The organism is Thioalkalivibrio versutus, from assembly GCF_001020955.1.
Classification (GTDB): Bacteria; Pseudomonadota; Gammaproteobacteria; order Ectothiorhodospirales; family Ectothiorhodospiraceae; genus Thioalkalivibrio; species Thioalkalivibrio versutus.
In genome coordinates this window covers 2,446,109-2,473,016 of sequence record NZ_CP011367.1, presented here as the reverse complement: position 1 = coordinate 2,473,016, position 26,908 = coordinate 2,446,109, and the positions used below count along the sequence as shown (strand labels likewise).

At 67.7% G+C, this 26,908-nt stretch carries 28 protein-coding genes and 1 pseudogene; 23 read left to right on the top strand and 6 right to left on the bottom strand.

The window, feature by feature from the left end; all coding sequences use genetic code 11:
• Nucleotides 1-10: 10 nt before the first annotated feature.
• Nucleotides 11-721: a DNA polymerase III subunit epsilon gene (gene dnaQ, locus TVD_RS11415; RefSeq protein ID WP_018168068.1), complete on the top strand. Its 711-nt coding sequence runs from the start codon at nt 11-13 to the stop codon at nt 719-721.
• A gap of 268 nt (nt 722-989) precedes the next feature.
• Here the strand turns inward: dnaQ and TVD_RS14960 are convergent, their stop codons facing one another.
• Both TVD_RS14960 and smpB read right to left on the bottom strand, forming a co-directional pair.
• On the bottom strand, nt 990-1,196 hold the full coding sequence (locus TVD_RS14960) for a hypothetical protein (RefSeq protein WP_038084186.1): 207 nt from the start codon (nt 1,194-1,196) through the stop codon (nt 990-992).
• A gap of 487 nt (nt 1,197-1,683) precedes the next feature.
• Entirely contained in the window at nt 1,684-2,163 is a 480-nt protein-coding gene (smpB, locus tag TVD_RS11410; protein WP_047251973.1) for an SsrA-binding protein SmpB, read from the bottom strand.
• Between the two features lie 199 nt (nt 2,164-2,362).
• Between smpB and TVD_RS11405 the strand changes: the two genes are divergently transcribed.
• From TVD_RS11405 to TVD_RS11395, 3 genes are read left to right on the top strand one after another with little or no spacing between them, the layout of a single operon-like run.
• On the top strand, nt 2,363-3,721 hold the full coding sequence (locus TVD_RS11405; protein ID WP_018168070.1) for a sodium-dependent transporter: 1,359 nt from the start codon (nt 2,363-2,365) through the stop codon (nt 3,719-3,721).
• Complete coding sequence (locus tag TVD_RS11400; protein WP_018145393.1) at nt 3,721-4,161, top strand: type II toxin-antitoxin system RatA family toxin; 441 nt, start codon at nt 3,721-3,723, stop codon at nt 4,159-4,161. The genes TVD_RS11405 and TVD_RS11400 overlap by 1 nt, the downstream gene beginning before the upstream one ends.
• Before the next feature lie 28 nt (nt 4,162-4,189).
• Nucleotides 4,190-4,543 carry an RnfH family protein gene (locus TVD_RS11395; RefSeq protein ID WP_047251972.1) on the top strand — a complete coding sequence of 118 codons (354 nt, stop codon included), beginning with the start codon at nt 4,190-4,192 and terminating at the stop codon, nt 4,541-4,543.
• 41 nt (nt 4,544-4,584) lie between these two features.
• On the opposite strand, the gene TVD_RS11390 is transcribed toward TVD_RS11395, so the two are convergent.
• Nucleotides 4,585-4,947: an outer membrane protein assembly factor BamE gene (locus tag TVD_RS11390; protein WP_018145395.1), complete on the bottom strand. Its 363-nt coding sequence runs from the start codon at nt 4,945-4,947 to the stop codon at nt 4,585-4,587.
• A 98-nt stretch (nt 4,948-5,045) separates the two neighbouring features.
• On the opposite strand from TVD_RS11390, the gene fur reads away from it, so the two are divergent.
• Both fur and TVD_RS14955 read left to right on the top strand, forming a co-directional pair.
• A complete protein-coding gene (fur, locus tag TVD_RS11385; RefSeq protein WP_018952118.1) occupies nt 5,046-5,471 on the top strand; it encodes a ferric iron uptake transcriptional regulator in 426 nt (141 codons plus the stop codon).
• A gap of 423 nt (nt 5,472-5,894) precedes the next feature.
• A pseudogene (locus tag TVD_RS14955) lies at nt 5,895-6,102 on the top strand (hypothetical protein).
• Between the two features lie 289 nt (nt 6,103-6,391).
• Here the strand turns inward: TVD_RS14955 and TVD_RS11380 are convergent.
• Nucleotides 6,392-7,081 (bottom strand): glutathione S-transferase family protein, encoded by a 690-nt coding sequence (locus TVD_RS11380; protein ID WP_018168072.1) that lies wholly within the window; start codon nt 7,079-7,081, stop codon nt 6,392-6,394.
• 106 nt (nt 7,082-7,187) lie between these two features.
• On the opposite strand from TVD_RS11380, the gene TVD_RS11375 reads away from it, so the two are divergent.
• The 12 genes from TVD_RS11375 to TVD_RS11320 all read left to right on the top strand — a co-directional run bounded on the left by TVD_RS11375 (nt 7,188) and on the right by TVD_RS11320 (nt 17,708).
• Complete coding sequence (locus TVD_RS11375) at nt 7,188-7,628, top strand: RNA-binding S4 domain-containing protein (protein ID WP_047251634.1); 441 nt, start codon at nt 7,188-7,190, stop codon at nt 7,626-7,628.
• Nucleotides 7,625-8,095, top strand: coding sequence for an NUDIX domain-containing protein (locus tag TVD_RS11370; protein ID WP_047251633.1), 471 nt, complete (start codon nt 7,625-7,627; stop codon nt 8,093-8,095). The genes TVD_RS11375 and TVD_RS11370 overlap by 4 nt, the downstream gene beginning before the upstream one ends.
• 52 nt (nt 8,096-8,147) lie before the next feature.
• On the top strand, nt 8,148-9,587 hold the full coding sequence (gene pcnB, locus TVD_RS11365) for a polynucleotide adenylyltransferase PcnB (RefSeq protein WP_018168075.1): 1,440 nt from the start codon (nt 8,148-8,150) through the stop codon (nt 9,585-9,587).
• Nucleotides 9,584-10,129 carry a 2-amino-4-hydroxy-6-hydroxymethyldihydropteridine diphosphokinase gene (folK, locus tag TVD_RS11360; protein ID WP_047251632.1) on the top strand — a complete coding sequence of 182 codons (546 nt, stop codon included), beginning with the start codon at nt 9,584-9,586 and terminating at the stop codon, nt 10,127-10,129. Before pcnB ends, folK begins: the two co-directional genes overlap by 4 nt.
• Nucleotides 10,126-10,776: a deoxynucleoside kinase gene (locus tag TVD_RS11355; protein WP_018144144.1), complete on the top strand. Its 651-nt coding sequence runs from the start codon at nt 10,126-10,128 to the stop codon at nt 10,774-10,776. Before folK ends, TVD_RS11355 begins: the two co-directional genes overlap by 4 nt.
• A 34-nt stretch (nt 10,777-10,810) precedes the next feature.
• A complete protein-coding gene (panB, locus tag TVD_RS11350; RefSeq protein WP_047251631.1) occupies nt 10,811-11,605 on the top strand; it encodes a 3-methyl-2-oxobutanoate hydroxymethyltransferase in 795 nt (264 codons plus the stop codon).
• Nucleotides 11,606-11,635: 30 nt separating this feature from the next.
• Complete coding sequence (panC, locus tag TVD_RS11345; RefSeq protein ID WP_019562815.1) at nt 11,636-12,514, top strand: pantoate--beta-alanine ligase; 879 nt, start codon at nt 11,636-11,638, stop codon at nt 12,512-12,514.
• 319 nt (nt 12,515-12,833) lie between these two features.
• The gene (gene panD, locus TVD_RS11340; protein WP_018144141.1) at nt 12,834-13,214 is read left to right on the top strand and encodes an aspartate 1-decarboxylase; all 381 of its coding nucleotides are present in this window, start codon (nt 12,834-12,836) and stop codon (nt 13,212-13,214) included.
• A 68-nt stretch (nt 13,215-13,282) separates the two neighbouring features.
• Nucleotides 13,283-14,443, top strand: a complete 1,161-nt coding sequence (sucC, locus tag TVD_RS11335) for an ADP-forming succinate--CoA ligase subunit beta (RefSeq protein ID WP_047251630.1) — start codon at nt 13,283-13,285, stop codon at nt 14,441-14,443.
• Nucleotides 14,440-15,315, top strand: a complete 876-nt coding sequence (gene sucD / locus TVD_RS11330; protein WP_047251629.1) for a succinate--CoA ligase subunit alpha — start codon at nt 14,440-14,442, stop codon at nt 15,313-15,315. The genes sucC and sucD overlap by 4 nt, the downstream gene beginning before the upstream one ends.
• A gap of 7 nt (nt 15,316-15,322) precedes the next feature.
• Entirely contained in the window at nt 15,323-17,017 is a 1,695-nt protein-coding gene (locus TVD_RS11325; RefSeq protein WP_047251628.1) for an NAD+ synthase, read from the top strand.
• A 352-nt stretch (nt 17,018-17,369) separates the two neighbouring features.
• Nucleotides 17,370-17,708, top strand: coding sequence for a P-II family nitrogen regulator (locus TVD_RS11320; protein ID WP_017940393.1), 339 nt, complete (start codon nt 17,370-17,372; stop codon nt 17,706-17,708).
• A gap of 261 nt (nt 17,709-17,969) precedes the next feature.
• Here the strand turns inward: TVD_RS11320 and TVD_RS11315 are convergent, their stop codons facing one another.
• Nucleotides 17,970-18,812 carry an outer membrane protein assembly factor BamD gene (locus TVD_RS11315; protein WP_018144137.1) on the bottom strand — a complete coding sequence of 281 codons (843 nt, stop codon included), beginning with the start codon at nt 18,810-18,812 and terminating at the stop codon, nt 17,970-17,972.
• Nucleotides 18,813-18,891: 79 nt separating this feature from the next.
• Between TVD_RS11315 and rluD the strand changes: the two genes are divergently transcribed.
• The 3 genes from rluD to clpB all read left to right on the top strand — a co-directional run bounded on the left by rluD (nt 18,892) and on the right by clpB (nt 23,479).
• Nucleotides 18,892-19,851, top strand: a complete 960-nt coding sequence (gene rluD, locus TVD_RS11310) for a 23S rRNA pseudouridine(1911/1915/1917) synthase RluD (protein ID WP_018175812.1) — start codon at nt 18,892-18,894, stop codon at nt 19,849-19,851.
• The gene (gene pgeF, locus TVD_RS11305; protein WP_047251627.1) at nt 19,844-20,626 is read left to right on the top strand and encodes a peptidoglycan editing factor PgeF; all 783 of its coding nucleotides are present in this window, start codon (nt 19,844-19,846) and stop codon (nt 20,624-20,626) included. Before rluD ends, pgeF begins: the two co-directional genes overlap by 8 nt.
• Nucleotides 20,627-20,896: 270 nt before the next feature.
• Entirely contained in the window at nt 20,897-23,479 is a 2,583-nt protein-coding gene (gene clpB, locus TVD_RS11300; RefSeq protein WP_018175810.1) for an ATP-dependent chaperone ClpB, read from the top strand.
• Nucleotides 23,480-23,591: 112 nt separating this feature from the next.
• Here clpB and TVD_RS11295 read toward each other — a convergent pair whose 3' ends face one another.
• The gene (locus tag TVD_RS11295) at nt 23,592-24,068 is read right to left on the bottom strand and encodes a cupin domain-containing protein (RefSeq protein ID WP_019567775.1); all 477 of its coding nucleotides are present in this window, start codon (nt 24,066-24,068) and stop codon (nt 23,592-23,594) included.
• 246 nt (nt 24,069-24,314) lie between these two features.
• Here TVD_RS11295 and TVD_RS11290 point away from each other — a divergent pair, with 246 nt between their 5' ends.
• Nucleotides 24,315-25,604: a lipase family alpha/beta hydrolase gene (locus TVD_RS11290; RefSeq protein ID WP_205622104.1), complete on the top strand. Its 1,290-nt coding sequence runs from the start codon at nt 24,315-24,317 to the stop codon at nt 25,602-25,604.
• Between the two features lie 110 nt (nt 25,605-25,714).
• Nucleotides 25,715-26,866, top strand: a complete 1,152-nt coding sequence (locus TVD_RS11285; protein ID WP_018938369.1) for a zinc-binding metallopeptidase family protein — start codon at nt 25,715-25,717, stop codon at nt 26,864-26,866.
• The last annotated feature ends 42 nt before the right edge of the window (nt 26,867-26,908 follow it).

Below are 26,908 nucleotides of genomic sequence, written 5' to 3'. Positions count from 1 at the left end.
GGAAACCACGATGCGTCAGATCGTGCTGGATACCGAGACCACGGGCCTGGACCCCTCCGACGGCCACCGCATTATCGAGATCGGCTGCCTGGAGCTGGACAACCGCCGCCCCACCGGGCGCAAGCTGCACGAGTTTCTGCAACCGGATCGCGAGATCGACGCCGGCGCGATCGCGGTGCACGGGATCACCAACGAGTTTCTGGCCGACAAGCCTCGATTTGCCGATGTCGTCGATGACTTTGTCGACTTCATTCGTGGGGCCGAACTGATCATTCACAACGCGCCCTTCGATGTCGGCTTCATCAACAACGAGCTGCGCCTGTTGGGCGATGTGGCGCCGGCGTCCGAGGTGGCAGAGGTCAGCACCGTGCTGGATTCGCTGGTGATGGCGCGGCGCATGCACCCGGGGGCGCGCAATTCCCTGGATGCCCTGTGCAAGCGCTACGAGGTGGACGGCTCCGGGCGCACCCTGCACGGGGCGTTGCTCGATGCCGAGCTGCTCGCGGATGTCTATCTGGCGATGACCGGCGGGCAGGTGGCGCTCACCCTGGATTCCGGAGGCGACGGCGATGCCGCGGCCGGCCCGGTCAAGGCGCGGCGCTCGGGCAAGCCGCTGCCGGTGATCGAGCCGACGCCCGAGGAGCAGGCGGCGCACGAGGCGCTGCTGCAGACGCTGGACGAGGCGGCCGGCGGCACCTGCCGCTGGCGCGCCAACGCCTGATCCTGGCGCCCGACGCGGGCTCCGCTCCTGCGTTTCGGTGCCTTCGGCCCGTCACCCTGCCTTGTTGTGGCTGGCCATAGTTCGTCCTTCGGTGTTTACGGTGGCTTTGCTCCGCTTACTGCCATGCGCTGACTCGCCAGCGCGCCCCGAGGTACTTTCTTGCTTGCCCAAGAAAGTACCCAAAGAAGGGCACCCGGATTCCGCCCGGGGACCTTGCTCCAGGGCCCTCGGGCCGGCGGCGCTGAACTCGCTTCGCCTGCGGCTCCGCTCAGACATCCAGCGCCTTCTCCCGGCCCGAGAACCCTTCCGCAAGGGGCTCCATACGGGAGGGGAAAGTCAAAACAGACGGTGTTCCGACCTCGTGGCACAAAAGCAGGCACAGCCGCTCGAACACCCTCGGCGCCCGCTCCGCGGGCGCGGCACGCAACGGCCACAGGCCGAGCGTGCCGAAGATGCCGGAACAGCCTGCCTCCAACCAATGGCGCAGGCCTTCGGATCGCAATTGTCTTGACCTACCTCCCCGTTGTCGTCGCGCCGAGTGGAGAGGCTTTTCGCGGGATTCAAGGCGCTGGATGTCTGAGCGGAGCCGCAGGCGCAGCGAGTTCAGCGCCGCCCGCGAAAAGCCTCGGAGCGAGGGAAACCCCGGCCCGCGCAGCGGGCTGGGGTCGCGGCAGTCGGGCGTGTTTCTTGGGTACTTCTTTGCACGAGCAAAGAAGTACCTCGCGGTGCGCTCGCGAGAGAGCGCGTGGCAGGCGGCCAGACGAAGGCACCGTAAACACCAGAGGACGAACCCGGGCCAGCCAAGTTGGCAGGCGGCCCGACGAAGGCATGTAAACACTGGATGCTGAACCAGGCCCAGCCCCCCTGGCAGATGGCAGGAAGAGGGCACCGTACACATCCCGGGATGAGGAGGCGCGGCCGGCGCGAGCCGGAATGGGGATGGTGGGCGGGGCGTGGCGGCGTTAGCCGTGCTTCATGATCCGTGCCCGCTCGCGTTCCCAGTCCTTGTCCTTCTTGTCGGCGCGCTTGTCGTATTCCTTCTTGCCCTTGGCGAGGCCGATCTCGAGCTTGGCTCGCCCGCGCTTCCAGTACAGAGCCATGGGCACCAGGGTGTAGCCCTTGCGCTCCACCGCGCCGACCAGGCGGTTGATCTCCGCGCGATGCAGCAGCAGCTTGCGCGTGCGGCTGGGATCCGGATTGATATGGGTGGAGGCGGTCGGCAACGGGGTGATGTGGGCCCCGAACAGGAAGGCCTCGCCGTTGCGCAGCAGCACGTAGGCCTCGCTCAGCTGCGCGCGGCCCGCGCGCATCGACTTGACCTCCCAGCCCTCGAGCTCCATCCCCGCCTCCAGGCGGTCCTCGATGAAGAATTCGTGGCGCGCCTTGCGGTTGAGGGCGATGGTGCTGGACGGTTCCTTGGCTTGTTTCTTGTTCTTTCCCATAACCCGGGCAGTGTACTGCAGGCGGGCGGCCGAAGCAGTCCGAATGTCCGGGCGCGCGGGGTGAAAGTTGAGCCGGGCGACCCGCTGCCCCACAATTCCGGCGGACCCGGCGATGCGTTTGCGCGACCGGCCCTGGCCGCTGCCGGGGGCGGCGGCCCGCGGGAGCGCCCCCCCGTCTCCGTTCAACAAGGAGCCACCGATGCCAGCCACGACCTCGATCCACGGGCAATGGACGACCCGTCTGGCCTTTATTCTCGCGGCCACGGGTTCGGCCGTTGGCCTGGGCAATATCTGGCGTTTCCCCTATATCGCCGGTGAGAACGGGGGTGGCGCCTTTGTGCTGGTTTATCTCGGCTGCATCCTGTTGATCGGCCTGCCGGTGATGATGGCGGAGATCCTGCTGGGCCGGCGCGGGCGGCAGAGCCCGATCAATACCATGTCGGCCCTGGCGCGCGAGGAGGGCCTGACGCGCGCGTGGGGCATGATCGGCTGGATCGGGGTGCTGGCCGGATTTCTGATCCTGTCGTTCTACAGCGTGGTCGCGGGCTGGTCGCTGTCGTATGTCTTCAAATCGGGGACCGGCGGCTTTCTCGGGCTGGATGCAGATGGCTCGGAGTCGATGTTCGGCAACATGCTGGCGGACCCGGAGGCCCTGCTGGCCTGGCACACCATCTTCATGGTGATGACGGCGATGGTGGTCGCGCGTGGGGTGCAGTCCGGCCTGGAGAAGGCGGTGACCATTCTGATGCCGCTGCTGTTCGTGATGCTGGTGGTGATGGTCGGCTATGCGATGGTCGAGGGGCAGTTCCTCGCCGGACTGGAGTTCCTGCTGTATCCGGACTTCTCCGCGCTGTCCGCCAACGCGGTTCTGCTGGCGATGGGCCAGGCCTTCTTTACGCTCAGCCTGGGCATGGGCGCGATCATGATCTACGGCAGCTATCTGCAGAGCGATGCGTCCATCGCGCGCACCTCCGCGGCGGTGGTCGGGGCGGACACCCTGGTCGCGATCATGGCCGGGCTGGCGATCTTCCCCATCGTGCTCGGGGCTGGGCTGTCGGCCGAGCAGGGGCCGGGGCTGATCTTTGTGACCCTGCCGCTGGCCTTTGCCGACATGCCGGGCGGGCTGTATTTCGGCACCATGTTCTTCGTGTTGCTGGTGTTTGCGGCCTGGACCTCGGCGATCTCCATCATCGAGCCGGCGGTCGCCTTCCTGGTCGAGAACATGGGGCTGACCCGGGTGATGGCGACCGCGATGATCGCCATCGGGGCCTGGTTCCTCGGCATCGGCGCATTGCTGTCGCTGAACGTCTGGTCCGACTACACCCTGTTCGACATGGGCATCCTGGACCTGCTGGATTACGTGACGGCCAACATCCTGCTGCCGCTGGGTGGGTTCCTGATCGCGATCTTCGTGGGCTGGCGCATGACCGAGCGCTCGGTGCAGTCCGAGCTGCGCCTCAAGCACCCGGTCCTGTACCAGGTCTGGTACTTTCTGGTGCGTTTCGTCGCGCCGGTCGCGATCCTGTTTGTGTTCCTGCGCGCCGTGGAGTTGATCTGATGGCCTCGAAGATTCGCCGCTACGCGGACGTGCCCTACAGCCGTGAACAGATGTTCAATCTGGTGAATGACGTAGACGCCTATCCGCAGTTCCTGCCCGGCTGCCGCAGTGCCTCCGCGCGCCCGCGTGGCGAGCACGAGGTGGAGGGCACGATCGAGCTGGCCAAGGGGGCGCTGCACAAGTCGTTCACCACCCGGAACACGCTCAAGCGCCCGGAAAGCATCGACATGCGCCTGGTCTCCGGGCCGTTCCGACGCCTGCACGGGACCTGGAGCTTTACCGAGGTCGAGGGCGGCAAGACCCGCATCGCCCTGGAGCTGGAGTTCGAGTTTGCCAACCGGCTCATGGCCTTTGCGATTGGCCCGGTGTTCACTCAGATTGCCAATTCGCTGGTGGATGCCTTTGTCCAGCGCGCGCGCGAGGTCCACGGTGACGGATAGCCACGTGGCACCGGCCGCAGAGGGCGGCATGATCCGGGTGGAGATTGCCTACGCGCGGCCCGACCGGCAGGTGATCCTGCCGCTGGTGGTGCCCGAGGGCACGACGGTCGATACCGCGCTGCGCCAGTCGGAGATTGAACTGCAGTTCCCCGAGATCGATCTGGACAACGCCAAGGTCGGGATCTTCGGCAAGATCACCCGTAGGGACACCGTGCTGCGCCCACGCGACCGCATCGAGGTTTATCGCCCGCTGATCGCGGACCCGAAGGAGGTGCGGCGCCAGCGTGCCGACAAGGGGCGCAAGAAGAAGCCGGGCAAGAGTGACGCCGGCGCCGCCGACGACAAGCCGAAGGAGGCGCCGGCCGACAACGCGAAGGAGTAGCAGGGGCGTGCGGCGGAGGAATATGCCGCCGCACGCGGGTGTCAGTCGTTGTCTCTGTCTACCGGATGCTCGTCCAGCGCCACCGGCTGCGGGATGTCGGCATCCACATGGCTGACTACGCCGTTGTCGAAATGCACGGTCACTCGCTGGCGTTCGGTGGAGCCGAAGCCTGGACGGCGATAGTAGACGTAGTCCCAGCGGTCATCGGCCCGGAAGGCGGGCTCCAGCTGGGGCGACCCCATCAGGAAGCGGACCTGCTGCGGGGTCATGCCGGGCTGGATCTGGGCCACCTGTACGGGGTCGATCACATTGCCCTGCTGGACATCCAGACGGAACTGGTTGAGGCCACCGCAGGCGCTCAGCAGGCTTGCGGCCACGGCGATAGAAATGAGAATCTTGATCATCTGAGCGGGCGGTCCTCGGCGTCTGGTGGGCCGTGAACGCGCATGGTACACCAAAGCGTCCCGCCTCTCTCAAGCGGACGGGACCGGGAAAACGGGCAATGGAAACGAGTAATCTCAAGAAGGCCGGGCTCAAGGTCACGCTGCCGCGGATGAAGATCCTCGAGATCCTCGAGAACTCGGAAACCCGTCACCTGACGGCCGAGGCGATCTATCGCGAGCTGCTCGATTCCGGCGAGGAAATCGGTCTGGCCACGGTGTATCGCGTGCTGACGCAGTTCGAGGCGGCCGGGCTGGTTTGCCGCCTGCACCTGGAGGGCAACCAGGCGGTGTTCGAGCTGGAGCGGGGCGGGCACCATGACCATATCGTCTGCAACCAGTGCGGGCGGGTCGAGGAGTTCTTCGACGAGACCATCGAGCGGCGTCAGCGCGAGGTGGCGCAGCACCACGGCTTTTCCATCAAGGACCACGCGCTGGTCCTGTACGGCGACTGCACCGACAGCGCTTGCCCCCACCGCCCGGCCTGACCTCGCGCCTCTCGCTAGTCTTTTCCCAGCCGCACCGACGCGACGCACGCGGCGTGTGATGCGGGCTCGCTCTCGGGCCTTTTCTCGCTCAGTTGTGGCTGGCTCTGGTTCGTCCTCTGGTGTTTACGGTGGCTTCGTCTGGCCGCCTGCCACGCGCTCTCTCGCGAGCGCACCGCGAGGTACTTCTTTGCTCGTGCAAAGAAGTACCCAAGAAACACGCCCGACTGCCGCGACCCCGGCCCGCTGCGCGGGCCGGGGTTTCCCTCGCTCCGAGGCTTTTCGCGGGCGGCGCTGAACTCGCTACGCCTTCGGCTCCGCTCAGACATCCAGCGCCTTTTCTCCCGCGAAAAGCCTCTCCACTCGGCGCGACGACAACGGGGAGGCAGGTCCAAACAACGGCTATCCCAGCGATATAGCTAGTGGATGATGGCTAGGTCTTCGGACATCTCGGGCACGCTCGGCCTTTGGCCGTTGCGTGCCGCACCCGCGGAGCGGGTGCCGGGGGGCCTTCGAGCGGCTGTGCCTTTTGTTGTGCCACGGGGCCGGAATACCTGCTGTTTTGACCTTCGCCTCCCGTATGGAGCCCCTTGCGGAAGGGTGCTCGGGCCGGGAGAAGGCGCTGGATGTCTGAGCGAAGCGCAGCGTAGCGAGTTCAGCGCCGCCGGCCCGAGGGCCCTGGAGCAAGGTTCCCGGGCGAAATCCGGGTGCCCTTCTTTGGGTACTTTCTTGGGCAAGCAAGAAAGTACCTCGGGGCGCGCTGGCGAGTCAGCGCTCGGCAGGCGGCCGGACGAAGGCACGTAAACACCAGGTGCCGAACCATGGCCTGCCACAGCAAGGCAGATGGCGGACCGAAGGCACTGTAAACACCGGATGACGAACCGAGGCCGACGACCGGGGCAGGCGGTCGGGTGAAGCCTCGGTCAGGCGGGCGCGTCGAGCTGCGCCGCGAAATGCGCCGGCGCAAAGCCGTCCTGCTGGCGCAGGTAGTCGGCCAGTTGTGCCGCAAAGTCGGTCGGGACCGAGTCCCGCACGGCCGGTATCTCGCGCAGCTGGTCCCAGCGGGCCGCAAGGCGCGGAAAGGCCTCGGTCTCCCAGGGGCTGTCCGGATCCTCCAGCAGCGCATAGCGCATCAGGATCGGGGCCAGGGTGGCATCAATCAGCGAGAAGCCGGGCGCGGCCAGGCGGTCGTCTTGCGTCATCTGCTGTTCCAGGCGCTCCAGCCCGCGTGCGGCGGTGTGGCGCGCCAGCTCGAAGGCATCCTCGGTGGTCGCGGTCATCCAGTGGTACTGGGCAAAGGTCTGTTCCGAGAGGTACTCGATCCAGGCCCGGGTCCGCGCCTGTTCCAGCGGGTCGGTCGGCATCAGCGCGGGCGGGGTAATGGCATCGATATATTCGTTGATCACGGCCGACTCGAACAGCACCGTATCGTGGTCGACGATCAACAGCGGAACCTTGCCCAGGGGCGAGCGTTCGCGGAACCAGTCCGGCGGGTTGGCCAGATCGATCAGGCTCAGCTCGAACGGCGCCTCCTTGTATTTCAGTGTGATCACGCTACGCTGAACGAACGGACAGATGGCGAAACTGATCAGGTGCAGATGCGGCAGATTCATGGTGGTCTTCGGCGTCCGCAGGTGGGGCGGGGCCCCGATCCGGGTCGCCGGTTCCTCGCTATTAAAGGGGGCGCATTGTCTCCCCTCGTGATGTCGCGGGAAAGCCTTGGGCAAGGGTAGCGGCCACAACGGGGCGCCCGGCGCCGGGCTGCGGATCGACAAATGGCTTTGGGCCGCCCGTTTTTACAAGACGCGCGGCCTTGCCAGCGAGGCGGTCGGCGGCGGCAAGGTCCACGTGAACGGCGAGCGCTGCAAGCCGGCGCGTCGGGTGCACACCGGTGATCGCCTGACCATCCACCGCGGCCCGCAGGTCTGGGAGCTGGATGTGGTCCATTTGAGCGATCAGCGACGGCCGGCGCGCGAAGCCCAGGCGCTGTACACCGAGACCGAAGAAAGCCAGGCCCGGCGCGCGGCCGAAAGCGAACGCCGACGCAGCGAGCGCGCGGTCGCGGACAGCGCCCCCAGCCGGCGCCCGGACAAGCGCGAGCGGCGCAAGATCCGCCGCTTTATTCGCCAGGACGGCAGCGACAGGAGTGAATCCGAGTGAACAACCCCGAAGGCTCGAGTGGCCCGCCCGTCACCCCCCGGCTGGCGGTGGATATGGTCATCCGCCACTCGGCGCAGCCCGGTCGTGTGCTGGTGATCGAGCGCCACAACCCCCCGTACGGCTGGGCCCTGCCGGGCGGCTTCGTCGACGTCGGTGAGTCGACCGAGAATGCCGCGGTACGCGAGGCGCGCGAAGAGACCGGGCTGGAGGTCGAGCTGGAGGCGTTGCTGGGGGTGTATTCCGACCCGCAGCGCGACCCGCGCGGGCACACCGTCAGCGCGGTCTACATCGCGCGGGGCCGGGGCGAGGCCAGGGCCGGGGATGACGCTGCCGACTGCGCCTGGCTGGACCCGGAAGACCCGGGCCAGGTGCTGGTCTTCGACCACCGACGCATCCTCGACGACTATCGGCGCTGGCGCCTGACCGGCGAAACCGCCGCCCCGCGTCCGGTACAAAAAACGGGATGAATCCGGCCAAGCTGTTACCATACGGCGCTTTCGACCACCGATACGGTATCGCGTGACAAAGGCTGACCCCGCAACCCCGTCCCGGCCCGACAGCGAGCTGCCGGAACCGCGCGTCTACGAGCGTGCGGAGCACGGCATCTCGCGCGCGGCGATCGACGACAACGCCCTGAAGGTGCTTTATCGGCTGCGCGAGGCCGGTTATCGCGCCTGCCTGGTGGGCGGCGGCGTGCGCGACCTGCTGCTGGGCCGCGAGCCGAAGGACTTCGATGTCGCCACCGACGCCACCCCCGAGCAGGTGCGTGGCCTGTTCCGCAACTGCCGCCTGATCGGGCGCCGCTTTCGCCTGGCGCATGTGCTCTTCGGACGCGAGATGATCGAGGTGGCGACCTTCCGCGCGCCGCATGACGACGAGTCCGAGGACGAAGGCCAGGTCGCGCTGAGCGAGGAAGGTCGTATCCTGCGCGACAATCGCTACGGCACCATCGAGCAGGATGCGGTGCGCCGCGACTTCACCATCAACGCCCTGTATTACGACATCGAGGATTTCTCGGTGCTGGATTACACCGGTGGGTTCGAGGACCTGCGCGCGGGCGAGCTGCGCCTGATCGGCGACGACGTCGAGACGCGCCTGCGCGAAGACCCCGTGCGCATGCTGCGAGCGGTGCGCTTCGCCGCCAAGCTGGGTCTGACCATCGCGCCGGAGGTCGAGGCCGGCATCCTTGATCTCGCCTCGCTGATGCAGACGGTAGCCCCGGCGCGGCTGTTCGACGAGGTGATCAAGCTGTTCCACAGCGGTGCGGCGGTCACCTGTCTGGACGAGCTGGAACGCCTCGGCCTGTTCGAGCCGATGTTCCCCGAGGCTGCGGCCTGCTTTGCCGATCCGGACGTTGGCCCCGAGCGCCGCCAGTTCCTGGTCGAGTCGCTGCTGAATACCGACAAGCGCATCAATGAGGGCCTGGGTGTGAACCCGGCGTTCCTCTACGCGGCCATCCTCTGGGCCCCGGTGCAGGTGGCCGCGGCCAAACGGATCGCGGCCGACGAACAGGAGATTCCGGCCTGGCAGCAGGCGATGGCCGAGGTGCTGGATCGTCAGGTGAAGACGGTGTCCATTCCCAAACGCTTCAGCCTGATCGTGCGCGAGATCTGGGAACTCCAGGCGCGGCTGGAGCGCCATCGTGGTGGCCGTGCGCTGCGCCTGCTGACGCATCCGCGCTTTCGCGCCGGTTATGACTTTCTCTGCCTGCGCGCCCGCGCCGGCGATGCCGACCCCGAGCTGTGTCGCTGGTGGACCGAGATCCAGGAGCTGGACGAGGACGCACAGAAGGCCATGGCGGGTGCCCAGGGCAAGGGTGTTCCCAAAGGGGATGGCAAGGCTGGAGCCAAGAGCAAGTCACGCCGTGGCGGCCGGCGCCGGCGTCGGGGACGCAAGGGCGGTGCCGGCGCTAGCGCCGATGCGGGCGCAAACCCGGAATCGGGGGGTGGCGGCGAATGAGCAGCGAGCCTGCCCGCGGCGTGCACGCGTTCATCGGGATCGGCGCCAACCTGGGTGACCCCGAGACGCAGGTGCGGGACTCCTTTGCCCGGCTGGCGCATGAGTTGCCGCAAACGCGTCTGATCGGGCGCTCGCGGCTGTTCCGTAACCCGCCGATGGGCCCGCAGGACCAGCCCGACTACGTGAACGCCGTGGCCCGTCTGCACACCCGGCTGGAGCCGCTGGACCTGCTGGCGGAGCTGCAGGCCATCGAGTGCGCCTGCGGGCGCGAGCGGGACGGTACCCGCTGGGGGCCGCGCCTGCTGGATCTGGACCTGCTGCTGTTCGGCGAGCAGTCGCTGGATCTGCCGGGACTGAAGGTGCCGCACGCCGGGATCGCCGAGCGCGACTTCGTGATCCTGCCGCTGCTGGAGCTGGCGCCGTCGCTGCAGATCCCGGGAGTGGGTCCGCTGGAGCGGCTGGCGCAGCGCTTCGACGGTGCGAGCCTGATCCCGATCGCGGAACCGCAGGAGGCCGTGGCGACCGCGGAGGGGCGCGGATGAGCCTTGCCGATTTCGATTTCATCGCGGTAGAGGGGCCGATTGGGGTCGGCAAGTCCAGCCTGGCCAAGCGCCTGGCCGAGCACCTGCAGGCGGAGGGCATCTTCGAGGCCCCGGACGAGAACCCTTTCCTGGATCGCTTCTATCAGGAGCCGGACAAGCACGCCCTGGCGACCCAGCTGCACTTTCTGGTGCAGCGCGTGCGCCAGCTGACGCCGCTGGCGCAGAAGGGCCTGTTCGAGCAGCGCCATGTGTCCGACTACCTGATGGACAAGGACCCGCTGTTCGCCGAGTTGAACCTGCATCCGGATGAGCTGGAGATCTACCGCGAGATGTTCCGCCATCTGCGCGGGGGGCTGCCGCGCCCGGACCTGGTGGTCTACCTGCAGGCGCCGGTGGAGGTGCTGCAGGAGCGCATCCGCCGCCGGGCACGACCGTACGAACGTCACATCGAGGCCGGTTATCTGGAGCGCTTGAACGCGGCCTATGCGGAATTCTTCTATCATTTCGAAGGACCGGCGCTCGTGATTGTGAACGCCACCGAGATCGACTGGGTGAACAACCCGGCCGACTTTGACCAGCTGGTGCAGTTCCTGGAGCCGATCCAGGGCGGGCGGCACTACTTCAACCCGTTGCCGATCTCGCTTTGAGGCTGGCAAGCCGGACTGCCCGGGAGGCATGAGCATGCGTCCGATTACCGTGAATACCCTGGCCCAGCGCAAGCAGGCGGGCGAACCCATCGCTTGCCTCACGGCCTATGATGCAGCCTTCGCCGGGTTGCTGGATCGCTGTGGGGTCGAAGTGATCCTGGTCGGCGATTCCCTGGGCATGGTGGTCCAGGGGCATGCGACCACCCTGCCAGTGACGCTGGAGGACATGGTCTACCATGTAGCCAACGTGGCCCGCGGCAGTGAGAACGCGCTGATCATGGCCGACATCCCGTTCCTTGGCGATGTCGATCCCGCTACCGCGCTGGTCCAGTCCGGGGCGCTCCTGCGCGCCGGGGCTCACATGGTCAAGGTGGAATGCGGCGCGATGGAGGTCCCCGTGGTCGAGCGCCTGGTCGCCGCCGGGATTCCCGTCTGTGCCCATCTGGGCCTGACCCCGCAGGCGGTGCACCGTCTCGGCGGGCACCGCGTGCAGGGGCGCGACCCGAAGGCGGCGGCGGAGCTGGAATCCCTGGCCGCCCAACTGGAGAACGCCGGGGCCCAGGCCCTGCTGCTGGAGGGTATCCCCGAAAGCCTGGCCGATGTCATCGTGCGCAGTGCAGGGGTCCCGGTGATCGGGATTGGCGCCAGCCCGCGTTGCGATGGTCAAGTGCTTGTCTTGACCGACGTGATCGGCCTGACGCCCGAGCCGCCGCGCTTCGCGCGCGATTTCCTTGTCGAAGGCGGTTCCCTGGAGGGCGCCGTCCGCGGATACTGTGATGCGGTGCGGGCGCGAGCCTTCCCCGAATCCGGCGTGCATACCTTCAGTTAACTGCGTTTCCCAAAGGATGGATCCTGGCCCATGAGAATCCTGCGTGATCGGCCGCAACTGGTGGCCATGCATCGAGAGTGGTCCCGCAAGGGGCGCGGTACCGTGGCGCTGGTGCCCACGATGGGCAACCTCCACGAGGGCCATATGACCGTGATCCGGCATGCCCGGGCGCGGGCCCAGCGGGTGGTGGTGTCGATCTTCGTCAATCCACTGCAATTCGACCGCGCCGAGGATCTGGAGCGCTATCCTCGCACCCTCGACGAGGACGCCCGGCTGGCGACGAATGCCGGTGTGGACGCCTTGTTCTGTCCCAGTGAAGAGGACATGTACCCTGCCGACGGCCTGCCCCCGGTGCAGGTCGTGGTGCCGGTGCTTTCCGAGATCCTGGAGGGTGCCTATCGCCAGGGGCACTTTGAGGGCGTGGCCACCGTGGTGACCAAGCTGTTCAACCTGGTGCGCCCGGATCTGGCCCTGTTCGGCGAGAAGGATTACCAGCAGTTCAAGTTGATCGAGCGCATGGTGCAGGGGCTCGACATCCCCACCCGGGTGGAGGCAGTCCCGACCGTGCGCGAACCGGATGGCCTGGCCTTCAGTTCACGCAACAGCCAGCTGTCGGAAGAGGCGCGGGCCGTGGCACCCGAGCTCAAGCGGGTGCTGGACGAGGTGGCGACCGTCTGCCGCACGGCCACCAAAGTGGACGCCGACCGCATCGCCGAGGTGGAGGCCCGCGCCAGCGAGCGTCTGCGCGAGGCCGGCTTCGAGCCCGAATACCTCTCCATCCGCCGTGCGGAAGATCTGATGGCGCCGGCAACCGATGTGCCCCTGGCCGAGCAGGACCTGGTGGTCCTGGCCGCCGTCTGGCTGGAAGGCGTCCGCCTGATCGACAACGTCCGCACCCGTACCGACTGACGCTGCTTGTTTCGGCCACCCCGAAGTACACGAAGAAATTCAAGAGTCATCCACAGAAGACGGGCAGGTTAAAGGGTGAGGGTGGTGCTGCAGGGCGCTGACAATCGGTAACGTTCTTGCGGGCCCCCGAACGCCGGGTCCATTCTTTTTTGCCACTCGTTCTGTCTTCCAGCCTGCCTGTAAGTCGCCCTCGAATTTCTCCGTGTCTTCGCGCGCTTCACGGTGAAAAACCATCGACTCGAGAAGGCGCGTTTGCCGTATCCGCCGGGATCGCGGATAATTTTCCGCCCTTCCGAGGTTCAAGCCGGGAATTCGCCGTATGTTTGTCACCATGCTGAAAGGCAAGCTGCATCAGGGCCGGGTCACGCATTGCGAGCTGGAATACGAGGGCTCCTGTGCCATCGACACGCGCCTGCTGGACGCCGCCGGCATCCTGCCGTTCGAGCAGATCCAGATCTACAACGTCGACAATGGCGAGCGCTTCACCACCTACGCGATCGAGGGCGAGGCCGGCTCCGGGATCATTTCGGTCAACGGCGCGGCCGCACACAAGGCCGCGGTGGGCCATCGCGTGATCATCTGTGCCTATGGCCAGATGGAGGCCGCCGAGGCCCGCGAATTCACTCCCGACCTGGTCTATCTCGACGCCGGCAACCGCATCGTGCGCACCGGTAACGGCATTCCGGTCCAGGCCGCTTAAGAACACTCTCCTTCGCGCGCGCCTCCCGCAGTTGTCGGGCCGGGGCTGCGCCGCTATCCTCGACGCCCATGAATCTCCACGAATTCCAGGCCAAGGCGCGCTTTCGCGACGCCGGTATCCCCGTCCCCGAAGCTCAGGTGATCGACGCCGCCGAGCAGGTCTCCGGGGCCTGGCAGGCGCTGGGTGCCGAGCGCGCGCTGGTCAAGGCCCAGGTGCACTCGGGTGGTCGCGGCAAGGCCGGTGGCGTGGTGATGGCGGATTCCGCCGATGCTGCGCACGAGGCGGCGGAAAAGCTGCTGGGGTCGCGCCTGGTGACCGGCCAGAGCGGCCCCGAAGGACTGCCAGTGGACCAGCTTCTGCTGGAGCCGGCGGCGGACATCGCCCGCGAGTTCTATTTCGCGATGCTGGTGGATCGTTCGCGCGAGCGCCTGGCGCTGGTGGTCTCCGCCGAGGGCGGCATGGACATCGAGACCCTGGCGGCGGAGCGCCCGGAGGCCGTGGTGACCTTGCCGATCCATCCGGCCACCGGCGTGATGCCCTTCCACGGCCGCCGGGTCGCCGCCACCCTGGGCCTGTCCGGCGACGCGGCGAAGGCGATGGCGCAGCTGGTGACCAATGCCCATGCCCTGTTTCAGCAGCTCGACGCGCAGCTCCTCGAGATCAACCCGCTGGTGCTGACCCATGAGGATCAGCTGCTGGCGATCGACGCCAAACTGACCATCGACGACTCCGCGGCCTACCGCCAGAAGGCGCTGTTCGCGGAGCGCGACGTGCGCCAGCGCGACCCTGCCGAGGAGCAGGCACACGAGCACGACCTCAACTACATCCGCCTGGACGGCTCGATCGGCTGCATGGTCAACGGCGCCGGGCTGGCAATGGCGACCATGGACCTGATCCAGCACCACGGCGGCTCGCCGGCCAACTTCCTCGATGTCGGCGGCGGTACGACGGTGGAGCGGGTCACCGCAGCGTTCAAGCTGATCCTGTCGGACCCATCGGTGAAGGCGGTGCTGGTGAATATCTTTGGCGGCATCGTGCGCTGCGACCTGATCGCCGAGGGCATTATCGCCGCGATCCGCGAGATCCAGGTGCAGGTGCCGGTGGTGGTGCGCCTGGAGGGCACCAACGCCGAGCAGGGCCGCGCCGCGCTGGCCAACTCCGGCCTGGACGTGATCCCGGCCGCCGATCTGGACGCGGCGGCGCGCGCCGTGGTGGAGGCCGTGGCATGAGCATCCTCGTCGACCGCGACACCAAGGTGATCTGCCAGGGCTTCACCGGCAAGCAGGGCAGCTTCCATTCCGAACAGGCCATCGCCTACGGGACCCGCCTGGTCGGCGGCGTGACGCCCGGCAAGGGCGGACAAAGCCACCTGGACCGGCCGGTGTTCGACACCGTGGCCGATGCCGTGGCGCAGACCGGCGCGAGCGTCAGCATGATCTACGTCCCGGCCCCGTTCGCGGCCGACGCGATCTGCGAGGCGGCGGATGCCGGGATCGAACTGGCCGTTTGCATCACCGAGGGCATCCCGGTCCAGGACATGGTGCGGGTCAAGCAGGTACTGGCCGGCAGCCCCACGCGCCTGATCGGCCCGAATTGCCCGGGCATCATCACCCCGGAGGCCTGCAAGGTCGGGATCATGCCCGGCTATATCCACAGCCGCGGGCGCATCGGCATCATCTCGCGCTCGGGCACCCTGACCTACGAGGCGGTCAAGCAGACCTCGGACCTCGGGCTTGGTCAGAGCACCTGCGTGGGCATCGGCGGTGACCCGATCCAGGGCCTCGACTTTGTCGACTGCCTGCGCCTGTTCCGCGATGACCCGGAGACCGACGGCGTGCTGATGGTGGGCGAGATCGGCGGTGATGCCGAGGAACGCGCCGCACGTTACATCGCGGACGAATTCGACAAGCCGGTAGCCGCCTATATTGCCGGCGCCACGGCGCCCCCGGGGCGGCGCATGGGTCATGCCGGCGCGATCATCGCCGGTGGCCAGGGTACCGCGGAGCAGAAGATGACGGCCCTGCGCGAGGCCGGCGCGACCGTGGCGGAGAGCCCGGCCGAGCTGGGCGCCGCGATGCAGTCCGCGCTCGCCCGCGCCTGAGTCGCCGATGACCCCTGACCAGCCTCTGCGTCTGGCCCTGGCCCAGATCAATCCGGTCGTGGGCGGGCTGGACGACAATCGCCACCAAATCCTCGAGGCCATCGAGCAGGCCCGTGCCGGTGGCGCCCGCGCGGTGGTTTTCCCCGAACTCGCGGTCACCGGCTATCCCCCCGAGGATCTACTGCTGCGCCCGGCCTTCCTGCTGGGCGTGGAGCGCGCGGTGGTGGCGATCACCAAGGCGGCGCGGGATATCGACGTGATCCTGGGTGCCCCGGTGCGCAGCGACGCCGGCCTGATCAACGCGGCCCTGTGGCTGCGCGACGGGGCCTGTATCGCGCGCTACGCCAAGCAGGTTCTGCCTAACTATTCGGTATTCGACGAGCAGCGCTATTTCGTTGCTGGCGATGCCCCCTGCGTGGTCGAGCTGGATGGCTGGCAGATCGGGCTGACCGTCTGCGAGGACATCTGGCAGCCGGGTCCGGCCGCCGGGGCGCAGGCTGCCGGGGCCGAGATCCTGCTGAATCTCAACGCCTCGCCCTACCACCGCGGCAAGGCCGAGGAACGCCTGCAGGTGGTCGGGGCGAGGGTGGCCGAGACCGGCTGTCCGGTGGTCTACGTGAACCAGGTGGGCGGGCAGGACGAACTGGTGTTCGATGGCCGCTCGTTCGTGCACGACCCGGTCAACGGGGCCCGCGCCGTGCTGCCCGCCTGGGCCACCGGCCAGGGCCAGGTAGAGGCGAGTCGCAGTGCGCAGGGGCCGGTCCTGCGGTCCCGCGACGAGCACATGCACCTGTCCGCCTGCGGCATTCTTCCGACCCTGACCGACCCCGGCCCGGAACCGGACGAGGCGGACGCCCGTGACCTCTATCAGGCGCTGATGATCGGCATCCGGGACTATGTAAGCAAGAACGGCTTCCCGGGGGTATTGCTGGGCCTGTCTGGCGGCATCGACTCCGGTCTGACAGCGGCCTTGGCGGCGGATGCGCTGGGCCCGGCGGCGGTGACCGCGGTGATGATGCCCTATCGTTACACCGCCTCGATGAGCATCGAGGATGCGGAGGAGCAGGCGCGGCTTCTGGGCCTCGAATACCACGAGATCGCCATCGAGCCGATGGTGGAGAGCTTCATGGCCGGGCTCGGGGATGCCCTGGCGGCCTACCCGGCCGGGGCGGGGGATGTGACCGAACAGAACCTGCAGGCGCGCGCTCGCGGCGTGCTGCTGATGGCGCTGTCCAACCGCAGCGGCAAGCTGCTGCTGGCTACCGGCAACAAGTCCGAGATGGCGGTGGGCTATTCCACGCTGTACGGCGACATGAATGGCGGTTTCGCGCCACTGAAGGACGTCTCCAAGCAGTGGGTGTACCGCCTGGCACGCTGGCGCAACACGTGCGGCGCGGCGATCCCGCCGCGGGTGATCGAGCGCCCGCCCAGCGCCGAGCTGGCGCCGGACCAGCAGGATGCCGACTCGCTGCCCCCATACGATGTGCTGGACGCGATCCTCGAGGCCTTCGTCGAGCAGGAGCAGTCGGTCGCCGAGATCGTCGCCCAGGGCTTCGACCGCCCCACGGTGGAGCGCATCGCGCGCATGGTGTTCATCGCCGAGTACAAGCGCCGCCAGGCCGCGCCGGGGGTGCGGGTCAGCCCGCGCGCCTTCGGCCGCGACCGGCGCTACCCGATTACCTCGGGGTATCGTCCGGATTGAGCGATACGCGACGCCGGACGCGCGCACCGTCATTGCGAGGAGGCGAAGCCGACGTGGCACAAAAGCAGCGAAGCTGCGTTGAACGGCCGTAGGCCGGCCCGAAGGGCGAGCGTAGCGAGTAACCTCTGTCCGGAACCACCGATGTCCGCCTTGGCCGGCATCGGGGCCACCCATGGAGATCGCCACGGCGCTGCGCGCCTCGCGATGACGGTGCTTCGTCGCTGCGTTCCTCGCAATGACGGGGGCACGGGACGCGCGCGGGGTTGGATCTATCAGCGCAGCGCCGGGGGTTTGATACACTTCCGGGTGTGAGACAAGCGCCCGCGCAGCGGGCTCAACCAAAGGGATTCGCATGAAGAAGATCGAGGCGATCATCAAGCCGTTCAAGCTGGAAGATGTCCGCGAGGCCCTGACCGAGATGGGTATTGCCGGCATGACCGCGACCGAGGTTCAGGGTTTCGGGCGCCAGAAGGGCCACACGGAACTCTACCGGGGCGCGGAATATGTGGTCGACTTCCTGCCCAAGGTGAAGCTGGAACTGGTGGTGGACGACGACCGTGTCGATCCCTGCATCGACGCGATCGTGAAGGCCTCGCGCACCGGCAAGATCGGGGACGGCAAGATCTTCGTGTCCGACATGTCGCGCGTGGTCCGTATCCGCACCGGCGAAGAGGGCAGCGAGGCCCTCTAGCAGGGCGGAGTTACGGGCATCGTCATTGCGAGGGGCGAAGCCGACGCGGCACAAAAGCAGCGAAGCTGCGTTGAACGGCCGCAGGCCGGCCCGAAGGGCGAGCGTAGCGAGTAACCTCCGTCCGGAACCACTGGATCCCGGCGCTCTGCCAGCTTCAGGAGGTTGCTTCGTCGCTGCGCTCCTCGCAATGACGGTGCCACCCCCAAGGTGGTGCGGGGGCCCCGCCGGGGGATGGCTTTACGGTTGCGCCGCTTTCCCCGCTTAGTTCGTCAGGAAGGGGATGCGGTCCATCACGCGCCACAGGCCGCGGCGTTCCTCGCCTTCCAGTTCCACCGGTTCGCCGGCGCGCACGGCGACGGCGGCATCCGGGTAGTTCAGTTCCAGCACCGTCATGGTGTTCTCGGCGTGGTCTTCCAGGCCGAGTTCGGTGTAGGCGCGGTGCAGCACGGCCAGGGCCTTCGGCATCACCTCGGCCCCGGGATAGGTGGCCACCACGTTGCGCGCGCGCTGGGCCGCGGCGACCCAGGCGGTACGTTCCATGTAAAACTCCGCCACGCGCAGCTCGTAGGCGGCCAGTGCATTGCGGATGTAGAGCATGCGCTGGTAGGAATCCGGGGCGTAGCGGCTGTCCGGGAACTCGCGGATCAGGCGGTCGAAGTCCTGGAAGGCCTGGTCGAAGGGTTCCGGGTCCATCTCGGCCGGGTCGCGCGGGAACAGGTTGGCGAGAAAGCCCTGCTGGCGGTTGAAGTTGATCAGCCCGCGCAGGTAGTACGCATAATCGAGGTTCGGATGCCGCGGGTTCAGCTGCACGAAGCGGTCCACGGCCGCCAGGGCGGGCTCCGGCTCGCCGGCCTTGTAGTAGGCATAGGGAATCTCGATCTGCGCCTGCTGGGCGTAGCGCCCGAACGGGTAGCGCGCCTCGAGTTTTTCGTAGTATTCGACGGCCTGATCGTAGTTGCCCTCGTTCAGGGCGTTCTTGGCCTCGCCGTAGAGCTGACTGGCGGACCAGCCGAGCGTGGGGTCTTCGCGCCCGGCGCAGCCGGCGACCACGAGCGCCACGAACAGAACGACGAGCAGGCGCGACAGGTGCGGGACAGAAATCACGGCGAGGCCTCACAGATGAACCAAAGTCCAAGGATTCTACAACATCAAGCCCCGGTGGCGACGAGCGGGAGGCCGCGCAATGAGTGAACCGCGTGAGGCCCATCTGCCGGAGGAGGCGGCCGGGCAGCGCCTGGATGCCGCGCTGGCGCAGCTGTTCCCCGAGTATTCGCGCAGCCAGTTGACCCAGTGGCTGAAGGAGGGCGCGCTGCGGGTGGACGGCGCCTCGCCGCGCCCGCGCACGCCGGTTCGAGGCGGCGAGCGGGTGGAACTGATCGCGCCGGACGCCCCGGTGCTGGCGGCGCAGCCCGAGGCCATAGCGCTGGATGTCCTGTACGAGGATGCGGCGGTGCTGGTGATCAACAAGCCGGCCGGGCTGGTGGCCCACCCGGCAGCCGGGCATCGCGACGGCACACTGGTCAATGCCCTGCTGCACCACGCCCCGGAGCTGGCGCAGTTGCCGCGCGCGGGCGTGGTCCACCGCCTGGACAAGGACACCACCGGACTGATGGTGGTCGCGCGTACCCCGGAGGCGCAGACCGCCCTGGTGCGCCAGTTGCAGGCGCGCAGCGTGCACCGTGAGTACCGCGCGCTGGTCCAGGGTCGGGTGATCAGCGGTGCCACCATCGAGGAGCCGATCGGGCGCCACCCGGTGGATCGCAAGCGCCAGGCGGTGACCGGCGGTGGCAAGCCCGCGGTCACGCATTACCGCGTGGCCGAACGCTTCCCCGCCCATACCCTGCTGAACGTGCGTCTGGAGACCGGCCGCACCCACCAGATCCGCGTACACATGGCGCATATCCGCCACCCGATCGTGGGCGACCTGACCTACGGCGGACGCCCGCGGCCGGTCAAGGGCATGGGTGAGGCGGCCAAGGCCACGGTGGCGGCCTTCAAGCGTCAGGCCCTGCATGCGGCGCGCCTGGAGTTCGAGCACCCGACCAGCGGCGAACCCTGCGCGTTCGAGGCCCCGCTACCGGAGGACTTCGAGGGCCTGCTTGCAGCCCTGCGCGCCGATGCCCGGGAGACCGGTGATGCCTGAGACCCTGCCCCTGCTGGCGCCGTCCCCCGGCGAACTGCCGGCCGGCGTGCGCGCGGTCCAGACCACGCGGGTGGGCGGCGTCAGTGCCGGGCCCTGGGCCGCGCTGAACCTGGCGCTGCACACCGGCGATGACCCGGAACATGTGGCGGAGAATCGGCGTCGGCTGGAACAGTCTTTGGGGCTGGCCGCGCCGATCGCCTGGCCGCGCCAGGTCCACGGCACCGGCGTGACCAGCGCCGACACCCTGCACGCGGCGCTGGAGGCCGGCGACGCGGCCGAGGCCGATGCGGTGGTCAGCGACCGGCCCGGGGTCGTCTGTGCGGTGCAGACCGCCGACTGCCTGCCGGTGGTGCTGGCGACCGCCGATGGCGCGGCGGTGGGGGTGGCGCATGCCGGCTGGCGCGGGCTGGCCGACGGGGTGCTGGAGGCCAGCGTGGAGGCCCTGAAGACGCTGCGCCCGGGGATGCCGATCCAGGCCTGGATGGGGGCGGCCATTGGCCCCGCGGCCTTCGAGGTGGGCCCCGAGGTCCGCGAAGCCTTTGTCGCGCACGACCCGGAGGCCGTTGCCGCGTTCTGCCCCGGCGCCGAGGGCCGCCTGCTGGCGGATCTCTACCTGCTGGCCCGGCAGCGCCTGCAGCGGGCCGGGGTGGCGCAGGTCGCCGGTGGCGGACGCTGCACCTTCAGCGAGGCGGATACCTTTTTCTCCTACCGCCGCGATGGCGAGACCGGCCGCATGGGTACGCTCGTCTGGGTCGATCCCGGCCACCTGCGATAACCCCGACGCTCGGTCCGGCGCGAGGGTTACCCATGGAGATCGCCGCGTCGCTGCGCTCCTCGCGATGACGGTGCTTTTTCCTGCCCCCGTCATTGCGAGGCCCCGCAGGGGCCGTGGCGACCTCCGCGCGCAACCCCGACGTTCGTGCGTGACGGTGTTGGCGTTTGTCTGATGCGGGCGGTTGCGTCCGTCTATCCTTGAAGGTCGGGGGATTGTCCCCATCATTGGTGTCAGTTCACCCAGATTTGACCGAGGGGTTTCCCAATGCGAATGGATCGCCTGACGACCAAGTTCCAGTCCGCCATCGCGGATGCACAATCGCTCGCGGTAGGCCGCGATCACCAGTTCATCGAACCGGCCCACCTCCTGCTGGCCCTGCTGGACCAGGAGGGCGGTACCATCCGCCACGTGCTCGACCGCGCCGGCGCCAACGTGCGCCAGCTGCGCTCCGCGCTGGGCGAGGCGCTGGACCGCCTGCCCAGGGTGGAGGGTGCCGCGGGCGAGGTGCATGTCTCCAATGACCTGGGGCGCATGCTGAATGTCTGCGACAAGCTTGCCCAGGAGCGCAAGGACCAGTACATCCCCAGCGAGCTGTTCCTGCTCGCGGCGATCGCCGAGAAGGCCGGTGTGGGCGAGATGCTGCGCAACGCCGGCGCCAACAAGGACTCCCTGGAGAAGGCCGTGGAAGATATGCGCGGCGGTGCCCAGGTGGACGACCCGAACGCCGAGGAGAACCGCCAGGCGCTGGACAAGTACACCATCGACCTCACCGAGCGCGCCGAGCAGGGCAAGCTCGATCCGGTGATCGGGCGTGACGAGGAGATTCGCCGTTCGATCCAGGTCCTGCAGCGGCGCACCAAGAACAACCCGGTGCTGATCGGCGAACCCGGTGTCGGCAAAACCGCGATTGTCGAGGGCCTGGCCCAGCGCATCATCAACGGCGAGGTGCCCGAGGGCCTGAAGGACAAGCGCGTGCTTGCGCTGGATCTGGGCGCCTTGCTGGCCGGGGCCAAGTACCGCGGCGATTTCGAAGAGCGGCTGAAGTCCGTGCTCAAGGAGCTCTCGCAGGAAGAGGGTCGCGTGATCCTGTTCATCGACGAGATCCATACCCTGGTGGGCGCCGGCAAGGCCGAGGGCGCAATGGACGCCGGCAACATGCTCAAGCCGGCGCTGGCACGTGGCGAGCTGCACTGCATCGGCGCGACCACGCTGGACGAGTACCGCCAGAACATCGAGAAGGACGCCGCGCTGGAACGCCGTTTCCAGAAGGTGGTGGTCGACGAGCCCACGCTGGAAGACACCATCGCTATCCTGCGCGGTCTGAAGGAGCGCTACGAGGTCCACCACGGGATCGAGATCACCGACCCGGCGATCGTCGCCGCGGCGCAGCTGTCGCAGCGTTACATCACCGATCGCCAGCTGCCGGACAAGGCGATCGACCTGATCGACGAGGCCAGCTCGCGGATCCGCATGGAGATCGATTCCAAGCCCGAGGTCATGGATCGCCTGGAACGGCGCCTGATTCAGCTGAAGATCGAACGCGAGGCCCTGAAGAAGGAATCCGACGACGCCTCGAAGAAGCGGCTGGATACCCTGGAGGGCGAGATCGATCGCCTGGGGCGCGAGCTCTCCGATCTGGAAGAGGTGTGGAAGTCCGAGAAGGCCTCGGTCTCCGGCGCCGCGCAATTGAAGGAAGAGCTCGAGCGCGCACGTACCGAGCTGGAGACCGCCCGCCGTGCCGGCGACCTGTCGCGCATGTCCGAGTTGCAGTACGGGCGCATCCCGGATCTGGAGAAGTCCCTCGCCATGGCCCACGAGATGGAGAGCCAGGAGACCCAGTTGCTGCGCACCAAGGTGACCGACGAGGAGGTCGCCGAGGTGGTTGCGCGCTGGACCGGCATCCCTGTCTCCAAGATGCTGGAGGGCGAGAAGGACAAGCTGCTGCGCATGGAAGAGGCCGTGGGTGATCGCGTGGTCGGCCAGACGGAAGCCGTGCGCGCGGTGGCCAACGCCATCCGCCGTTCGCGGGCGGGCCTGTCCGATCCGAACCGGCCGAATGGCTCGTTCTTGTTCCTCGGCCCGACCGGGGTCGGCAAGACGGAGCTGACCAAGGCGCTGGCGTCATTCCTGTTCGACACCGAAGAGTCCATGGTGCGCATCGACATGTCCGAGTTCATGGAGAAGCACTCGGTGGCGCGGTTGATCGGGGCGCCCCCGGGCTATGTCGGCTACGAGGAGGGCGGCTACCTGACCGAGGCCGTGCGCCGCAAGCCGTACTCCGTGATCCTGCTGGACGAGGTCGAGAAGGCGCATCCGGATGTCTTCAACGTGCTGCTGCAGGTGCTGGATGATGGTCGTCTGACGGACGGTCATGGGCGCACCGTGGACTTCCGCAACACGGTGATCGTGATGACTTCCAACCTCGGCTCGCAGCAGATCCAGGAGATGGCCGGCGAGGCGAACTACGACGCAATGAAGGCCGCGGTGATGGAGATCGTCGGGCAGCACTTCCGCCCCGAGTTCATCAACCGCGTGGATGATGTGGTGGTGTTCCACCCGCTGGAGCGCGAGCAGATCCGGGCGATTGCCGGCATCCAGCTGCAGTTCCTGCGCAAGCGTCTGGAGGAGCGCGATCTGGGGCTCACCATCACCGACGCCGCGCTGGATCACCTGGGCGCCGCCGGTTTCGACCCGGTGTACGGCGCGCGTCCACTCAAGCGGGCCATCCAGACGCAGATGGAAAACCCGCTGGCCCAGTCGTTGCTGTCCGGCGAATTCGGCCCCGGCGATACCATCGAGGTGGACCTGGCTGGCGACCAGCTTGCCTTTACCCGGGCTGCCGCTGCTGCCTGACCGGGTTGTCGCTGTTCCGATCCAACAAGGCCCGCCCCGTGCGGGCCTTTTTTGGGTCCGGGAGCAGCCGCGGGCGGCCGCATCCGGCTATGGTGATTGGACCGTGACGGGGTCAGTCGTCGTGGCTGGCGTGGGCGTCCACCGGTTCCTCGAAGGCGATGAACAGGATGCAGTCCTCGTCCGATGTGCAATGGGTGGTATGTGCCAGCCGGGCCGGTCCGTAGGCATAGGTGCCGGGTCGGAGCACGACCGGGTCCTGGTCGTCGTAGTCGACCTGCATCTCGCCGCTGACGAGCACCATGCGTTCGGCGCTGGTGTGCCAGTGGTGGGGCGCGGTGCTGTTGCCGGGGAGGAGGAAGAAGACGTCGGCATTGGGCTGCGCCGGGTCACCTTGCAGCACGGCGAGCCGGCAGCCATCCGGCATGAAGTCCGGGCACGGGCCCCATTCGAGCTCGGGGGAATCAGGTTCGTGGATGAAGGCCGGGCCCTGGTCCGCCGTCGCGACCGTCCAGGCGGCGACCAGCGCGAGGGCGGCGGCAGAGGCAAGGCGGGGTATGGCCGCGGTGGGTGGGATATCGCGTTTGAACATGGTGCACCTCCTGTGGGTCCTGGCTTCACCCGGCGCGCTCCGGGTGGGCGTGTCGTGGTGTGGCTGACCGGGCGGGTGTCCGTCCGGAGCGGCTTTTGCCTGTAAGTCTGGCTGGTTCACGTGGGGGTGGCTTCCAAGATCTTGCGGCAGGGGGGCGGATGTTGCGGTAGGTGGGCACCAGGCAGCGCCACGATTGCCGGCTCGCTACACTCGGGGTCTGGGAGCTATCGGATAGGGATGTTCGGAATGGGTGTGTTGCGGGTGTGTGCGGTCCTGGTGGTGGTGATGGGGCTGGTGGGGTGTTCGCTGCTGGATGCGCGCGAGCAGCTGGCGCGGATGGGCGGGGCCTGTGTGATCAGCGGTACGGTAGGATCGAACAAAGGGGCGGATGGGTCGGAACGGACCGGGCCCTATGTGGTGGCGGTGTTCCGCGAGCCGGTCGCCGGCGCCGTTGTGTCCGAACCGGCGGACCACGTGGTGAGCGCGCGCGGCGGGAGCTGGTTCTTTGCCCTGGAGCCTGGTCGTTACAGCGTGCTGGCCTTCCTCGACGAGGATGGTGATCGTACGCATCCGGCCGGCGCACCGGTCCAGCACGTCGCGGGCGGCGATTCGCTGGATTGTGGTCCTGGCGGACGGCTGACCGGGATCGATATCCGCGTGAACGGGAATGATCGCCTGGCGCACGCCATTCGCCTGCCGGATACACGGGGTCCTGGGGCCGGCGCGGCGCCGCTGAGCCTGGGCCGGGTGACGGCCTACGGCGAGATCGCCCATCTGGAGGATCCGCGTTTCGCGAACGAGGTGGCGCGGGGCAGCCAGTGGCGCCCCCTGGATTTCGTGCTGGCGGGGTATGCCGGGGTGTACTTTCTTGAGCCATACGATCCCGCTCGGACGCCCGTGCTGTTCGTGCACGGGATGAACGGCTCGCCGCGGGACTTCGCCGGGCTGCTGGAGGGGCTTGACCGAGAACGTTACCAGCCGTGGTTCTACTATTACGCCTCCGGGCTGCCGCTGCAGTCGGCCGCGGCGCACCTGGCACAGGTGGTCGAGGAGCTGGAGGTGCGCCACGGCGTCGAGTCACTGCCGGTGGTGGCACACAGCATGGGCGGGCTGATCGCGCGCGGCTTCCTGAACGAGCGCGCCCGGCGCGAGGCGGCGGCGACCGTGCCGGCGATGATCACCCTGTCCACCCCCTGGGCCGGACACGAACGCGCCCAGCAGGGTGTCGATCGTTCGCCGGTGGTCATTCCGGTATGGCGCGACATGGCCCCGGGCAGCGATTACCTGGAAGGCCTGTTCGCGGATGCCAACACGGAGGTGACCGAGCTGCATCTGCTGTTTGGCTACCAGCGCGGGGAGGGAGGCGCGCGCGCCACTGCGGACGGGGTGGTCACTCTCGCCAGCATGCTGCACCCGCCTGCGCAGCGCGAGGCGGCCTCGGTCTTCGGGGTGGCGACCACGCACGCCGGCATCCTGTCCCATCCACTGGTGCTGGAGCGAGTGGACGGACTTTTGTCCGGCGTACAGGGGGACTGACTGCCGTCTGCGGTGGTGTGTGCCGCCGCGACGGCGCCACGGGATCGGCGTAGTCTGAAGGCATGCCTGCCGCCTGGACATCCTCGGCAGGCCAGCCAACGGGGAGCGCGATGCAGTTATTCGAGTGCGAGGTCTGTGGGCAGGGGGTGTATTTCGACAACACCTTCTGTACCCGCTGCGGCCACCGGCTGGGATTCCTGCCGGACCGCCTGGAGGTCTCCGCCCTAGTGCCGGCGGGGGAGGCCGTGGGCGCCCGTGGGCGCCCGATCCCCGGTGGCCTGTGGCGGGTGGCGGACGAGCCGGACGGGCTGTTTTATCGCCAGTGCCGGCACTATGCGGTAGACGCGGTGTGCAACTGGATGGTGCCACATGAAGAAGCCGAGCCGTTCTGTCGCGCCTGCCGCCTGAATCGCACCATCCCGGACCTCAGTGTGCCGGGCAATGCGCGGCTGTGGGAGCGTCTGGAGGCCGAGAAGCGACGCCTGGTATATGGCCTGTTGCGCCTGGGCCTGCCGGTGGTGCCGCGGAAAAGCGATCCTGGGGGGATTGCGTTTGATTTCCTGGCCGATCCGGCCCCGGAGTTCCGCGAGGGCGGAGGCGTGGTCACCGGCCATTCGCATGGGCTCATTACCATCAATATCGCCGAGGCCGATCCCGCGGTGCGCGAGCGCATGCGCGAGGCGATGGCCGAACCCTATCGCACCATTCTCGGCCACTTTCGCCATGAGTCCGCGCACTACTACTGGGATCGACTGATTCGCGGTAGCCACTGGCATACCGATTTTCGCGAGCGCTTCGGCGACGAGCGTGCGGACTACGACGAGGCCCTGCGGCGCCATTACACCGGCGGTCCTCCGGCGGATTGGCAGGCCTCGTTCGTGTCCGCCTATGCCAGCTCCCACCCCTGGGAAGACTGGGCCGAGACCTGGGCCCACTATATGCACATCGTGGATACGCTGGACACGGCCTCCGCCTACAACATGGACATCGAACCCGTCGCCGGGCCGTCGGCGCGGCTGGGCGCGCAGGGGAATCTGCCGGCTTTTGATGCCTATGCCACGGTGGACTTCGATTTGCTTCTGGAGCATTGGCTGCCGCTGGTCAGCGCCCTGAACAGCCTGAATCGCAGCATGGGTCACTCGCATGTCTACCCCTTCGTGCTGACCGCTACCGCGATCGCCAAGCTGGCGTTCGTGCATCAGGTCATTCAGGATTTCCGCATGGGCATCCGCGTACAACCGGCGGGCGCCACCGGCCCTTGATCTGCCGGCCTGGATCGGCAAAGGTCCGGTCCTGAAATACAT

Excerpts from the sequence above, each read along its gene's own strand:
- dnaQ (WP_018168068.1), top strand. The coding sequence starts at position 11 with ATGCGTCAGATCGTGCTGGATACCGAGACCACGGGCCTGGACCCCTCC.
- smpB (WP_047251973.1), bottom strand. The coding sequence starts at position 2,163 with ATGGGAAAGAACAAGAAACAAGCCAAGGAACCGTCCAGCACCATCGCC.
- TVD_RS11405 (WP_018168070.1), top strand. The coding sequence starts at position 2,363 with ATGCCAGCCACGACCTCGATCCACGGGCAATGGACGACCCGTCTGGCC.
- TVD_RS11400 (WP_018145393.1), top strand. The coding sequence starts at position 3,721 with ATGGCCTCGAAGATTCGCCGCTACGCGGACGTGCCCTACAGCCGTGAA.
- TVD_RS11395 (WP_047251972.1), top strand. The coding sequence starts at position 4,190 with ATGATCCGGGTGGAGATTGCCTACGCGCGGCCCGACCGGCAGGTGATC.
- TVD_RS11390 (WP_018145395.1), bottom strand. The coding sequence starts at position 4,947 with ATGATCAAGATTCTCATTTCTATCGCCGTGGCCGCAAGCCTGCTGAGC.
- fur (WP_018952118.1), top strand. The coding sequence starts at position 5,046 with ATGGAAACGAGTAATCTCAAGAAGGCCGGGCTCAAGGTCACGCTGCCG.
- TVD_RS11380 (WP_018168072.1), bottom strand. The coding sequence starts at position 7,081 with ATGAATCTGCCGCATCTGCACCTGATCAGTTTCGCCATCTGTCCGTTC.
- folK (WP_047251632.1), top strand. The coding sequence starts at position 9,584 with ATGAGCAGCGAGCCTGCCCGCGGCGTGCACGCGTTCATCGGGATCGGC.
- TVD_RS11355 (WP_018144144.1), top strand. The coding sequence starts at position 10,126 with ATGAGCCTTGCCGATTTCGATTTCATCGCGGTAGAGGGGCCGATTGGG.
- panB (WP_047251631.1), top strand. The coding sequence starts at position 10,811 with ATGCGTCCGATTACCGTGAATACCCTGGCCCAGCGCAAGCAGGCGGGC.
- panC (WP_019562815.1), top strand. The coding sequence starts at position 11,636 with ATGAGAATCCTGCGTGATCGGCCGCAACTGGTGGCCATGCATCGAGAG.
- panD (WP_018144141.1), top strand. The coding sequence starts at position 12,834 with ATGTTTGTCACCATGCTGAAAGGCAAGCTGCATCAGGGCCGGGTCACG.
- sucC (WP_047251630.1), top strand. The coding sequence starts at position 13,283 with ATGAATCTCCACGAATTCCAGGCCAAGGCGCGCTTTCGCGACGCCGGT.
- sucD (WP_047251629.1), top strand. The coding sequence starts at position 14,440 with ATGAGCATCCTCGTCGACCGCGACACCAAGGTGATCTGCCAGGGCTTC.
- TVD_RS11325 (WP_047251628.1), top strand. The coding sequence starts at position 15,323 with ATGACCCCTGACCAGCCTCTGCGTCTGGCCCTGGCCCAGATCAATCCG.
- TVD_RS11320 (WP_017940393.1), top strand. The coding sequence starts at position 17,370 with ATGAAGAAGATCGAGGCGATCATCAAGCCGTTCAAGCTGGAAGATGTC.
- rluD (WP_018175812.1), top strand. The coding sequence starts at position 18,892 with ATGAGTGAACCGCGTGAGGCCCATCTGCCGGAGGAGGCGGCCGGGCAG.
- pgeF (WP_047251627.1), top strand. The coding sequence starts at position 19,844 with ATGCCTGAGACCCTGCCCCTGCTGGCGCCGTCCCCCGGCGAACTGCCG.
- clpB (WP_018175810.1), top strand. The coding sequence starts at position 20,897 with ATGGATCGCCTGACGACCAAGTTCCAGTCCGCCATCGCGGATGCACAA.
- TVD_RS11295 (WP_019567775.1), bottom strand. The coding sequence starts at position 24,068 with ATGTTCAAACGCGATATCCCACCCACCGCGGCCATACCCCGCCTTGCC.
- TVD_RS11290 (WP_205622104.1), top strand. The coding sequence starts at position 24,315 with ATGGGTGTGTTGCGGGTGTGTGCGGTCCTGGTGGTGGTGATGGGGCTG.
- TVD_RS11285 (WP_018938369.1), top strand. The coding sequence starts at position 25,715 with ATGCAGTTATTCGAGTGCGAGGTCTGTGGGCAGGGGGTGTATTTCGAC.